Here is a 12,294-nt window from a genome sequence, read left to right on the forward strand (position 1 = left end):
CCAGTGCCAACATATGCTTACGCCTGCAAGGATTGCGGCCACGCCTTCGACATTGTCCAGTCGTTCTCGGACAGCAGCCTGACGTCCTGCCCGGAATGCGAGGGCACGTTGCGCAAGAAGTTCAACAGCGTCGGTGTCGTCTTCAAGGGCTCGGGTTTCTACCGCACGGATTCCCGCGATTCCAAGGGCAGCTCCGTCTCCCCCGCACCCGCAGCGACGCCCGCTGCCACCCCCGCCGCGTCGGCGCCGGCAGCAGCTGCCGCCAGCTAAGCAGCCCAGGACTTTACGACGGCGGCCGGACGCTCCCTGCGTCCGGCCGCCTTTGTCCACATAGCCGCCGTCCGGGCTCCCGTGCCGCTTTGGCGTCACCTAGCGTGGGCGCATGCCAGTACTCTTCCGACGTCGCCGCGACGGTCTCCGGTTCCCCGGCCATGTCCATGCTGCAGGTGCCCGTAACATCCCCCGCCGCCCCGGACGGCGTCCCCTGCACTCGCGGTTTGCCGGCTGGCTAAGCCGCAACCGACGCCTCGTAGCGGCCCTGCTCTTGTGCGCAGCTGCAGCAATCGCTGTACAGCAACTCACTCCCGCCCCGCTCACCACCGTCACGGCGCTGTCCGCTGCCCGGGACCTGCCCGCGGGAACAACGGTAACGGCAGCAGACCTGGCCCAGGTCCAGGTGCCGCCCGGGATGGTGACCGACGGCTTCCTCCGGGATGGATCCGCAACCGCAGGCAAGCAGCTCGCAGCGCCGCTGCGGAAGGGCCAGCTCCTCACCGACGCCCAGCTGCTGGGCCCCGGGCTCCTGGCAGGGACGCCCCCCGGTTCGGCCGCGGTTCCCCTGCAGATGGCGGATGCCTCATCCATCCAGCTGGTCTCCCCCGGCCAGCTGGTCAACATTGTGCTGACATCAGCCAACGGGTTCGACCAGAAGGGTCCCTCTGAGGTCCTGGCGTCTGCCGTCCCGGTGCTGTGGACCTCGAACAACGGCGGCCAAGGGGGTCAATGGCTCGGCACCACCGAGACCGATGGACTGATCGTGGTGGCAGCCACCGCCGAACAATCACTGCGCCTGGCCGGCGCCTCCACCCAGGGCAGGCTGTTCTTCGTCCTGGTCGGGCCGCCCTGACCTCAAGCGTGGCCCGGATGATGTGGGTCAGCCCCAGTGCGGCGGTTTCTGTTCCTTCAACCAGGTATCGTGATCGTCCTCCCGGTCACCCCAGCTGCGGGCGTCGTCTTCCGCCGCCTTGCTCGGGAGGATCTCGTCGGTGCCCCCCGCTGCCGGCCGCGCCCCCGGAGAAGGCACCGGCGCTGCGGAATCCGCGGGAGCGGCACCGCGGTCAGTTCCGGCTGCGGCCCCGCTCCTGTTCGCGCCGCCGTTCTTGTCCAGGTCGTCGTTCCTGTTCGAGCCGCCGTTCTTATCCAGGTCGTCGTTCCTGTTCAGGTCGTTCGTGTTCCGGGTGTTGTTCTCGTTCTGGCGCATGTCTTCCTCGGGCCTGTCTTTCCCAGGCCGGTCTTCTCTCGTCGTGGCACCCGCTTCCCTTGTCCCCTGGGCGCGCCGGCCTTGGCTGACAGCCTCGGAAGGCAGGTAGGAAACACCGGCAGCAGGCGCCCCATCAATTCCGTGAAGTGCGTGGTTGAAGTCATCGTCCAGGAATCCTGTGCTGGACGCGGTCCGGCCCGGAAGCACCATCTTCTCAAGACCCAGGTAACCGGCGATGCGGTCCGCGCAGGACGAGGGGTCCGTGAAGACCTCGATGGTCCACAGCGGCATGTACCGCCATCCCAGGCGTTCCAGCAGTTGCGGCCGCAGCCTGCTGCGCTCACGCACGCTCATGGTGCGGTACTGGGCCGTGCCGTCGGATTCGATGGCCACGGGCCGCGGGAGGTCGGGGTCGTCCTGGCCCATGGTGTTCAGGGGATCCGCCGCGGCAACCACGTCGATGGCGCCGTCGTACTGGTGCCAGACCCTGGCGCCACGGGCCCGCAACCGGTCCCCCAGGTCCGCTACCAGCGGGTCCGCTCCCAGCGCCTGCTCGCTGGCCGCGGCACGGGACGCGGGAGTCCCGAGATCGGTGTTGCCGGAAATTTCCCGGTCCAGCAGCGTATAGAGATCCACCGCCCCGTGGGTGAGCCTGGTGCGGTCCAGGTCCTCCGGCCGGAAGCAGGTGAGCACGTGCATGGAACGGCGCGCCCGGGTCATGGCCAGGGCAAACTTCTCCCGGCCGCCCTCCGCGGAGAGCGGCCCGAAGTTGTGCAGGGCGCGGCCGTGCGGGGTCCGCCCGAATCCGGGCGAGAAAATGACGTGGTCGCGGACCAGGCCCTGGGCGCGTTCAAGGTCAACTACCCGGAAAGATTCCGGCCCGGCGCCGAAGAAGCCGGCCAGGCCCGGCTGGTTGGACAGCTGGAGCCTGATGGATTCACCAATCCTGGCGGCGTGCCGCAGGCTTGCGGTAACCACTGCCAGCGACGTTCGCGGGCGCAGGCGGGCGTGTTCGAAGACGAGCTCCACCACGCGGTTGACCTCGGCCACCACGGACTCCACGCCTTCGTCGCCGGCACTGGGCAGGCCCGTGCCGTCCGGCAGGTATTCCACCAGCAGCGACCGGTCCAGCCCCGTGGCCGACTGGCCTTCCGGCAGCCGGCGCAGGCCGCCGTCGTAAAAGTTCTTGCTCAGCTGAAGGACCAGGTCCTCGTCCACCGCCCGGTACACCACGTTGAGCCGCCACACCGGAAGCACGGCAGACAATGCCGTGAAGGCACTTTCCACCCGGTGGTGGGCCGACTCGCCGGGCGCCAGCCGTTCCACCCCGACGGTGAAGGTCCGCGGCGTGGCAATGCGCGAGTCGCCAAAGGCAATCACCTGCCGTGCACGGGCGATTGCCGGCAGGACAGCCTGAAGCGAGGTGGCTTCCGCATCGAGGATTACGACGGCGTCGAAGTGCTGTTCCGCCGGAAGCAGGCCCGTCATCAGGTACGGGCTGACAGACCAGACGGGAACCAGGGTGCCGATCAGGTCCGGAGCCTGTGCGGTAAGGGCCGGCAGGGAGACCCGGCCGTCCTTGAGCAGGCTCCGCAGCAGGTCGGCCTGGCGGGGCTGGGCAGCGATGGCTGTGCGCCACCGTTCCGCCAGGTCCCACCGCAGGCGGGCGGCGCCGCTGGCAACGTGGGCGTTGTCCGCCAGCCGGTACTCTGCCTCAAGCTGGCGCAGCGCGTCGCCGTCGGACATGGCCAAGTAGTCGTCACCGCTGATCATTGCCTCAAGCGCGGACTGCCACCAGGCCAGCTCCAGCTCGGCGGCAACGGATCCCTCCGGGACTTCCCGCTCGGCGAGGTCGGCCAGGAGCTCGCCCAGGCCGTGTTCGCGCATGTTCTCGACCAGGAGGGTGCGCTCGGGCAGGGTCTTAAGCGTGTCGGTGTCCGCCACCAGGCGCTCCAGGCGTTCCATCAGCCGCGCGTAGGGAACGGTGGACAGCGAGCCGCCGCCTTCCGTGTGCCGCAGCGCCTCACCCAGCTGTGCCAGTTCGCCGTCCAGGGACCGGTACATGGCAATCATTTCGGCCAGGCCGGAAGGTACGGCGGGGTGCCGCTGCGTGGTGGCGTAGCCCGCCCACAGGGCGCGCTGCTCCTGCACCAGCACCAGGGATGAGTGCAGGTCTGCGATGTGGACGCCCGGGCGCACGTATTCCTTGGCGACCCGGCGCAGCCTTGAGCGCTGCATGGCAGTCAGCTCGATGCCGCGCTCTCGCCGCCAGGCGGACGGCGCGGTGGCGGAAATTAGGTCCGTCACGGGCCGGTCAAAGATGTCCGGGGTGAACTTGTCCAGGCTTCCGCGGACGGCGACCAGCAGTTCCAGCTGCTCGCCCCACTCGGCGAATGATTCGCCCAGGCGGATTTCGGCGTGCTCCGCAACGGCGTCCATGCGGTCGCGGAGGAGGGGAAGGCTCTTGGCGACGGAGCGGACCAGGTCCTGGGCTTCCTCCGTTTCCTTGCGGGTCAGCAGCCGGGCCCCGTGCCAGGGGCTGGTGGTGGCCGCCTTACTGAAGCTGCCCAGTTCCGCGGCGCGCCTGAGCCTGCCGGCCAGCTCCTCGCGGTCCCGGATGCTGTCCAGGACGCTGCGCTTGAGCCGGACGGTGGTGGCCGGCGCGGGGTGGATGGAGGTGAGCTCCGCGAGTGACTGCATGGCCTGGTAGGGCGAGCAGCCCCAACGCTCGCGGACGTTGTGGAGCGACGCCACGTGGTCCATGAGGGCGTGCCGGTGTTCCACCAGGGTGTTGTGGAGGTTCCCGAGCTGGGGTTCCAGTGATTTTTCGTTGCGCACGATCGCCCGGAGCAGCTGGCCCTTCAGCTGCTGCGCCGTGACGTTTCCGGAGAGCTGGAACAGGATGGACTCCAGCCCGAGCGACTCCAGATGCCCGGAGACCTCGTTGAGGCTGGCGCGGCGGTCGCCCACCACCAGGACAGTCTTGCCGGCGTCCACCAGGGCACCGATGGTGTTGATGGCCGTCTGGGTCTGCCCGGTGCCGGGCGGACTGCTGACCACCAGGGAGTCTCCGGTGCGGGCCGCGTCCACGACGTACTGCTGGTCAGTGTCCGCATCCAGCAGCAGCAGCTCGTCCTTGGGGTGCCTGTTGTCCAGGTGGGGGAAGCGGGAGGGGTCGGGTTCCTCAACGTCCACCAGTTCGCCGCCGGCAGCAGTTGCCAGCGCGGACACAAGGGGATGGGAGTCGTTGATCCAGGGATCGTCGAGGTTGCCGGAGAGGTCGGCGAACGTGGAAACGAGCAGGTTGTGCTGGGTTTCCGCGCCGTGGATGGGCCGGATCAGGGTGGCCAGCCGGTCCAGGACAGGCTGGGGGTCGAACCGGGCGGTGCTGTAGGCGAGGCGGGTCACGGCGTTGACGTCAAAGACGATCCCGTGGATGTTCTTCAGGTGCCGCACCAGGGCCGGGTTGATGTGCGCCTGCTCGGTGAGCTGCAGTTCGAAGTCGTCCTCCCCCGGCCGTACCGTGAGGGAGATGGCGGTCAGCATGACCGGAGCGGACACCCGCTGGGGTTTGCCGCCGACGGCTGACGTCCATACCACAGTGCCGGCGGACAGGTAGCCGGCATCGATGCCGCGGTCGTTGGCAAGCTCGAAGATCTTGGACCGGATGTTGCGCGAAGCGCGGGCCGCCACCACATACTGCTGCCGGTCACGGATCAGGGTGGACAGGCGTGTGCGGCGCCCGGCCATGAGCTGGGCGAGCCCGGAGGGGTGTGCCGACGTAAGGTCGATGGAGCCTTCGGGTGTCTTGGTGAAGCGCAGCATCGTGTCCGCGCCGGTAACGGGTTTAAGCCCGGACAGCCATTTGCGAAGCTCTTCCGAGCCTTCCGGGTGGCCTTGACCAACTGACACTTCTGCCTTCTTTTCTGCGCTTGCACGTGACGTCCTGGACCATACCGGCATAGATTCGAGAGTAGCCGCTTCGGCGCCGGACTTGAGCGACCGCAACACTGGAGCACGGGAAATTGCCGGGATTCATCCGGGAAAAGCAGCGGCCGGCCCCCGCTGGCGGAGGCCGGCCACTTAGGATGCTATTCCCATTCGATGGTTCCCGGCGGCTTGCTGGTGACGTCCAGGACCACCCGGTTGACGCCGTCCACCTCGTTGGTGATCCGGCCGGAGATCCGGGCCAGGAGATCGTAGGGCAGCCGCGACCAGTCGGCTGTCATGGCGTCCTCGGAGGAGACGGGGCGAAGCACGATGGGGTGGCCGTAGGTACGGCCGTCGCCCATGACGCCCACGCTGCGGACGTCCGCCAGCAGGACGACGGGCATCTGCCAGACCTCGTTGTCCAGGCCTGCTGCCGTGAGTTCGGCGCGTGCAATGGCGTCTGCCTTGCGCAGCAGGTCCAGCCGCTCCTTGGTCACTTCGCCGACAATCCGGATGCCCAGGCCGGGGCCGGGGAACGGTTGGCGGCCAACGATTTCCTGCGGCAGCCCCAGCTGGGCACCCACTGCGCGGACCTCGTCCTTGAACAGGGCGCGCAGCGGCTCAACGAGCTCGAACTGCAGGTCCTCGGGGAGGCCGCCCACGTTGTGGTGGCTCTTGATGTTCGCGGCACCTTCGCCGCCGCCGGATTCGACGACGTCCGGGTATAGGGTGCCCTGGACCAGGAACTTGATCTTCTCGCCGTGGGCAGCGGCCTCGGCGATGATGGCCAGTTCGGCTTCCTCAAAGGCGCGGATGAACTCGCGGCCGATGATCTTGCGCTTGGTTTCCGGATCGCTGACGCCTGCCAGGGCCGAGAGGAAGCGTTCCTGTTCGTTGGCGACGTACAGCTTCACGCCGGTGGCGGCCACGAAGTCGCGCTCCACCTGCTCCGCTTCGCCTTCACGCAGGAGTCCGTGGTCCACGAACACGCAGGTGAGCTGGTCGCCTACGGCACGCTGGACCAGGGCTGCCGCCACTGCGGAGTCCACGCCGCCGGAGAGGCCGCAGATGACCCGTGCATCCCCCACCTGCTGGCGGATGCGTTCCACCTGCTCTTCCAGGATGTTGCCGGTGGTCCAGTTGGGCTCGAGCTTGGCGCAGTTGAACAGGAAGTTCTCCAGCACCTGCTGGCCGTAGGCGGAGTGCTTGACCTCCGGGTGCCACTGCACGCCGAAGAGACCCTTTTCCTCGTTGGCGAAGGCAGCTACCTCCGCGCCCGCCGTCGTCGCCAGGACTTCGAAGCCTTCCGGCGCCTGGTGGACGGAGTCGCCGTGGCTCATCCAGGTCTTCTGGTGCTGGGGCATGCCCTCAAGCACCGAGCGGCTGTCACCGAGGATGGTGGTTTCGGTGGATCCGTACTCCCGCAGGCCGGTCTTGTCCACCTTGCCGCCCAGGGCGTTGGCCATGGCCTGGAAGCCGTAGCAGATGCCAAAGACGGGGACGCCGGCTTCGAAGAGGTCGGCACCCACGCTCGGGGCGCCGTCGGCATAGACGCTGGAAGGTCCGCCGGACAGGATGATGGCGGCGGGATTCTTGGCCAGGAGCTGCTCGGTGGTGTAGGTATGCGGAACCACTTCCGAATACACATTCGCTTCCCGGACGCGGCGGGCAATCAGCTGCGCGTACTGGGCACCGTAATCAACAACCAGCACCGGCTTCTGGGAAGTTTGGGATGCAGTGGGAGTAGTCACCGTAATAGCCTACTTGGCGCCGTTGCACCGGCGCACCTTGAGACGCCGTGCTGTGACGGAGCAGACGTACGACGGCGGGCGGCCGCCGCGAGGGGCCAGGCACCTCAGCGGCCGGCAGCCCGGAGGGCTAGTACCGCTGCGGGGCCTGCGGGTTGGCAGCGAGTTCGGCCTCCGCCTCGGCGTGGAACGTCTTCTCGACGATGAAGGACAGGAACGGCACCACGCCGCCAAGGGCCAGCAGGACCAGCTTCAGGAAGGGCCAGCGCATCAGGGACCACAAGCGGAAGTTGGAGATCAGGTAGACGACGTACATCCAGCCGTGCACGATCAGGACCGTAACGGAGACGTTCACGCCGTTCAGTACTCCCGGCGGCTCGGCGTCCGCGAACCCGAAACCGAACGGCTGGCCGGTCACGGCGTTGGTGCCGCCGGCGAACAGGTACTGCCCGAAGCCGTACCGGGCCACGAGTTCAGCGCACAGCAGGAGCAGCATGGTGCCGGTGAGGTAGGCCATGACCTTATAGAACTTCAGGGCCGACCGGATCTGGGCCTCGGTGCCGCCGAAGCGGCGCTTCCTGCCGGACGTCTTGCCGCCGGGAGCCTGCGGGGACGGGGTGGCCGGTTTCGGATCAATCATGGCTGTACCTTCTGCTGGGACTGGTCAGGCTGCTGGTGCTGGTCAGGCTGGTGCGGGGGAAGCTGGTGCGGTTCGTGCGGTTCGTCCTGCTCGGAACCTTCGGCGTCATCGAGGGCCTCCTCGAGGTCCCGGTGGTAGTCGTCCTTGACCAGCCGCCACCAGATGAAGAGGGCAAAGCCGGCGAAGACGACCCACTCGATGGAGTAGAAGAGGTTGAGCCAGTTGATGTGCTGTGCCGGCGGCTGGGGGCCGATGTCCAGCGGCAAGAGGTTGCCGGGTACGGCCGCGGCACTCACGTCCTGGCCGCCCACCACCTCTGCGGTGGCCGAGACGAAGCCCGGGTAGCTGCTCACGTCCCAGTAGTTGATGAGCTCGGCCACGGAAACCGCCGACGCCTCCCCCGGCTTTGGCGCCTTTCCGGCCACCGGCGCCTCGGACGGCAGCAGCCGTCCGGTCAGTTCAACCGGGCCCGACGGCGGTGCTGCCGCGTCCCGCGGGTCAGCCACCCACCCGCGGGCCACCGGGATCCAGGTCTGCGGTGTTGCGGCGGCTCCCGTCAGTGTGGGCGCGCCGTTGACGGCGAAGGCCGACACCACCCAGTAGCCGCTTTTGCCGTCGTGAAGCCGGCCCGGAACCAGGACCTGCTTGTCAGCGCTGTACGTTCCCTGTGCGGTGACCATCTGGTCCGCGACGCTGCCGTGGAAGAACTCGCCAGGCTGGAGCGTGCTTGTCAGCGGCTGGACCTGTTCGGTGGCCGGATTGACCGGCACTTCGGGTTGGGTGGAGCGGCCGAACTGCCATTGGCTCAACAGCACGAAGACCCCGGAGAGCGCGATCGCGAAGATAAAGCCTGCGATCCATCGGGGTTTAAGGGCTGTTTTCCACACGTCTTAACCGTACTTCGTACTTCTGTAGAACAACTAAACGCCGGCGCCGGCCGCCCCAGGGAGGAGCCGGCCCTGGCCGGATGCTGGTCCGGGCGTTCCTAGTGGTCGAAGAACACCAGGCTGGAGTTGATGAGTTCGGCGATCACTTCGGCGTCGTAGGCGCGCCGCAGCGATTCGCGGAAGGATTCCTTGGAAAGCGACCGTGCCAGGGTGGCCAGCACTTCCAGGTGGTCGGAAAAGGAACTGGCGGGGGTGGCAATCAGCAGGATCACCGTGGCCGGACCGTCGGCGGCGCCGAAGTCCAGGGCATGGCCGTACTTGGCGATCCCCACCGCGATCGAGGTCTGGGAGACGAACTCGCTGCGCGCATGCGGCAGCCCGATGCCGCCCGGGAGCCCCGTGGCAAGCTGGTGCTCGCGGGCATTGACGTTCTTCAGGAACCCGTCAAGATCCGAGATCCGCCCGGCTGCGTGCAGCCGTTCCGCCAACTGGGTGGTGGCGTCGGTCTTGTCCTTCGCTTCCATTTCCAGGATCACCATGTCGGCAGTGGTGAGGTGGGCGTCATACGGGTCCAGTGGTTCCGCCAAGGCGTATCCCTTCTGTCAGCAGTGCAGGGCGAACGGCCCCTCAGCGCAAGGGCACGATGTTTTCCGCGCCCAGGCGGGCGGCGTCTGCGGATTCGTCGTCCGGCTGTTGCTGGCTGAGGCGTTCGGCTTCCACGCGGGCAATGTAGTGGCGGACCTCGTTTTCACGCTGCGCGTCACTCCAGCCAAGGACGTCACCCATCAGTTTAGCGACAACAGGGGCAGCGGACACGCCGCGGTCCCAGGCCTCGATGGAAATGCGCGTCCGCCGGGTCAGGACGTCCTGCACGTGGCGGGCCCCTTCATGGGTTGCGGCATAGACCGCCTCCGCCTGCAGGTAGTCATCCGCTCCCGGGATGGGCTCGGCAAGTTCCTTGTTCTGCTCGATGATGGCCAGCACCTCGGGCGTCATGGAGCCGTACCGGTTGAGCAGGTGCTCGATCCGTGCCACATGGACCCCGGATTCCTCCGCGGTGCGGTTCCGGCGGTTCCAGGCCGCACGGAAGCCGCTGGCGCCCAGCAGCGGGATGGTTTCCGTGCAGCTCGGCGGGACCCGTTCGTCCATGGTGCGGGTGGCCTCGTCCACCGCATCCTTGGCCATGACCCGGTAGGTGGTCCACTTGCCGCCGGCCACCACCACCAGGCCGGGGACAGGGTGTGCCACAACGTGCTCGCGGGACAGCTTGGCGGTTGAATCGTTTTCACCGGCAAGCAGCGGCCGGAGTCCGGCATAGACCCCTTCAACGTCCTCCCTGGTCAGCGGGCGCTTGAGCACCTGGTTGACGTGCTCCAGGACGTAGTCGATGTCCTTGCTTGAGGCCGCGGGGTGGGCCTTGTCCAGGTGCCAGTCGGTGTCCGTGGTGCCGATGATCCAGTGCCGTCCCCACGGGATGACAAAGAGCACCGACTTTTCCGTGCGCAGGATCAGGCCCACGGTGGATTGGAAGCGGTCGCGGGGAACCACCAGGTGGATGCCCTTGGAGGCACGGACCTTCAACTGGCCCCGGTCGGTAACCATGGCCTGGGTTTCGTCCGTCCAGACTCCGGTGGCGTTGATGACCTGCTTGGCCCGGATGCTGAATTGCGTCCCGTCCTCATGGTTCTCCACCTTGGCTCCGACCACCCGCTCGCCCTCGCGCAGGAAGTCCACCACCGCCATCTGGTTCACGGCGTGGGCGCCGTAGTACGCAGCGGTACGCACCAGGTTTGCCACGTATTTGGCGTCGTCCACCTGTCCGTCGTAGTACCGGATGGATCCCACGAAGGCATCATTCTTCAGGCTGGGGGCGGCGCGCAGGGTGCCGCGCTTGCTCAGGTGCTTGTGGAACGGCACGCCGCGGCTGTGTCCGCTGGAGATAGACATGAGGTCATAGAGCGCGATGCCGGCGCCCACGTACGGCCGCTCGACAAAGGGCTTGGTGAGCGGATACAGGAAGGGCACCGGGCGGGCAAGGTGCGGGGCGATTTCGGAGAGCAGCAGCCCGCGTTCCTGCAGGGCCTCCTTGACCAGGGCGAAGTCGAGCATCTCCAGGTACCGCAGGCCGCCGTGGATGAGTTTCGAAGACCGTGACGACGTGCCGGCAGCCCAGTCGCTTGCCTCGACGATGCCAACGCTCAGCCCCCGGGTCACGGCGTCCAAAGCGGCTCCCGCTCCGACGATGCCGCCGCCGACGATCAGGATGTCCAGTTCCCGGCCGGGTTCGGACGTGGCGCGCAACCGCTGGATGGATGCTTCCCTGGCTTCGGGGCCAAGGGCTCCGCCGTTTGCAGGAACACTCTTCATTGAACGCCTCCAGTGCCTCTAGTGCCGGTTGTAAACCCACACTACTTGCTGGCGGCGTGCTTTGGGCAGGGTGGGCGGCGCCCACCCTGCCCCGTCCAACGCGTCAGTTCCCTGCGTAGGGCGATACGACGACGTCGACCCGCTGGAATTCCTTGAGGTCCGAATAACCGGTGGTCGCCATGGAGCGGCGCAGCGCACCAATGAGGTTGGACGTGCCGTTGGTGTGGTGGCCGGGCCCGAACAGGACTTCCTCCAGCGGACCCACGGTGCCGACGTTGGCGCGGTCACCGCGCGGCAGTTCCAGGTGGTGCGCCTCCTGGCCCCAGTGCCAGCCCTTGCCGGGTGCCTCTTCGGCGCGCGCCAGCGCGCTGCCCAGCATGACGGCGTCGGCGCCCATGGCGATGGCCTTGACGATGTCACCCGAGGTGCCCATGCCGCCGTCGGCAATGACGTGCACGTAGCGGCCGCCGGACTCGTCCATGTAGTCCCGGCGGGCGGCCGCGACGTCGGAAATGGCTGACGCCATGGGCGAGTGGATGCCCAGGGCGCGCCGCGTGGTGGTGGTTGCGCCGCCCCCGAAGCCCACCAGCACACCAGCCGCGCCGGTCCGCATGAGGTGCAGCGCCGGGGTGTAGCCGGCCGCCCCGCCCACGATGACGGGGACGTCGAGTTCGTAGATGAACTGCTTCAGGTTCAGCGGTTCGTGGTTCTTGGAGACATGCTCGGCGGAGACGGTAGTGCCCCGGATGACGAAGATGTCGACGCCTGCGGCCACGACCGTCTTGTAGTGCTCCTGGGTGCGCTGCGGGGTGAGCGATCCGGCCACGGTGACGCCGGCCTCGCGGATCTCGGCCAGGCGGGACGTGATGAGTTCCGGCTGGATAGGCGCCCGGTACAGCTCCTGCATCCTGCCAGTGACGGCTGGGCTGTTGGTTTCGTCCTGGAGCGCAGCGATTTCATCCAGAACAGACTGCGGATCCTCGTACCGGGTCCAGAGTCCCTCAAGGTCAAGGACGCCCAGTCCGCCCAGCTTGCCCAGTGCGATGGCCGTTGCCGGTGACATGGCGGAGTCCATCGGGGCCGCGATCACCGGCATGTCGAACTGGTAGGCGTCGATCTGCCAGGAGACGGAAACGTCCTTGGGGTCGCGGGTGCGACGGTTGGGGACGATTGCAATGTCATCCAGGGAGTAGGCACGACGCCCACGCTTGCCACGGCCGATCTCGATCTCATAAGTCACTG

General features: G+C 67.4%; 9 protein-coding genes. 2 read left to right on the forward strand and 7 right to left on the reverse strand.

The genetic code is table 11. The annotated features are described in order from the left end of the window. The first annotated feature begins 3 nt into the window (after positions 1–3). Together LDO86_RS13640 and LDO86_RS13645 are read left to right on the forward strand one after the other, a co-directional pair. Complete coding sequence (locus tag LDO86_RS13640; RefSeq protein ID WP_018769229.1) at positions 4–270, forward strand: FmdB family zinc ribbon protein; 267 nt, start codon at positions 4–6, stop codon at positions 268–270. 112 nt (positions 271–382) lie between these two features. Continuing rightward, on the forward strand, positions 383–1,126 hold the full coding sequence (locus LDO86_RS13645) for an RcpC/CpaB family pilus assembly protein (protein WP_224084025.1): 744 nt from the start codon (positions 383–385) through the stop codon (positions 1,124–1,126). A 27-nt stretch (positions 1,127–1,153) separates the two neighbouring features. Here LDO86_RS13645 and LDO86_RS13650 read toward each other — a convergent pair whose 3' ends face one another. The 7 genes from LDO86_RS13650 to LDO86_RS13680 all read right to left on the reverse strand — a co-directional run bounded on the left by LDO86_RS13650 (position 1,154) and on the right by LDO86_RS13680 (position 12,292). Continuing rightward, positions 1,154–5,443, reverse strand: a complete 4,290-nt coding sequence (locus tag LDO86_RS13650; protein WP_224084026.1) for a DUF4011 domain-containing protein — start codon at positions 5,441–5,443, stop codon at positions 1,154–1,156. Between the two features lie 128 nt (positions 5,444–5,571). Beyond that, complete coding sequence (gene guaA / locus LDO86_RS13655) at positions 5,572–7,161, reverse strand: glutamine-hydrolyzing GMP synthase (RefSeq protein WP_056394155.1); 1,590 nt, start codon at positions 7,159–7,161, stop codon at positions 5,572–5,574. Between the two features lie 127 nt (positions 7,162–7,288). After that, a complete protein-coding gene (locus tag LDO86_RS13660) occupies positions 7,289–7,798 on the reverse strand; it encodes a DUF3817 domain-containing protein (protein WP_224084027.1) in 510 nt (169 codons plus the stop codon). Further along, positions 7,795–8,685 carry an SURF1 family protein gene (locus LDO86_RS13665; protein WP_018769224.1) on the reverse strand — a complete coding sequence of 297 codons (891 nt, stop codon included), beginning with the start codon at positions 8,683–8,685 and terminating at the stop codon, positions 7,795–7,797. Before LDO86_RS13665 ends, LDO86_RS13660 begins: the two co-directional genes overlap by 4 nt. A 98-nt stretch (positions 8,686–8,783) precedes the next feature. Continuing rightward, positions 8,784–9,272, reverse strand: a complete 489-nt coding sequence (locus LDO86_RS13670) for a PTS sugar transporter subunit IIA (RefSeq protein ID WP_056394163.1) — start codon at positions 9,270–9,272, stop codon at positions 8,784–8,786. 40 nt (positions 9,273–9,312) lie between these two features. Then, positions 9,313–11,052: a glycerol-3-phosphate dehydrogenase/oxidase gene (locus LDO86_RS13675; RefSeq protein ID WP_056394166.1), complete on the reverse strand. Its 1,740-nt coding sequence runs from the start codon at positions 11,050–11,052 to the stop codon at positions 9,313–9,315. A 103-nt stretch (positions 11,053–11,155) separates the two neighbouring features. Further along, a complete protein-coding gene (locus LDO86_RS13680; protein WP_018769221.1) occupies positions 11,156–12,292 on the reverse strand; it encodes a GuaB3 family IMP dehydrogenase-related protein in 1,137 nt (378 codons plus the stop codon). Positions 12,293–12,294 lie beyond the last annotated feature (2 nt).

Source organism: Arthrobacter sp. StoSoilB19 (assembly GCF_019977275.1).
In the GTDB taxonomy this organism is placed as follows: domain Bacteria; phylum Actinomycetota; class Actinomycetes; order Actinomycetales; family Micrococcaceae; genus Arthrobacter.

What these genes read in the sequence shown, in the direction of transcription:
- LDO86_RS13645 (WP_224084025.1), top strand. Translation starts at nt 383, where the DNA reads ATGCCAGTACTCTTCCGACGTCGCCGCGACGGTCTCCGGTTCCCCGGC.
- LDO86_RS13650 (WP_224084026.1), bottom strand. Translation starts at nt 5,443, where the DNA reads ATGCCGGTATGGTCCAGGACGTCACGTGCAAGCGCAGAAAAGAAGGCA.
- LDO86_RS13660 (WP_224084027.1), bottom strand. Translation starts at nt 7,798, where the DNA reads ATGATTGATCCGAAACCGGCCACCCCGTCCCCGCAGGCTCCCGGCGGC.
- LDO86_RS13675 (WP_056394166.1), bottom strand. Translation starts at nt 11,052, where the DNA reads ATGAAGAGTGTTCCTGCAAACGGCGGAGCCCTTGGCCCCGAAGCCAGG.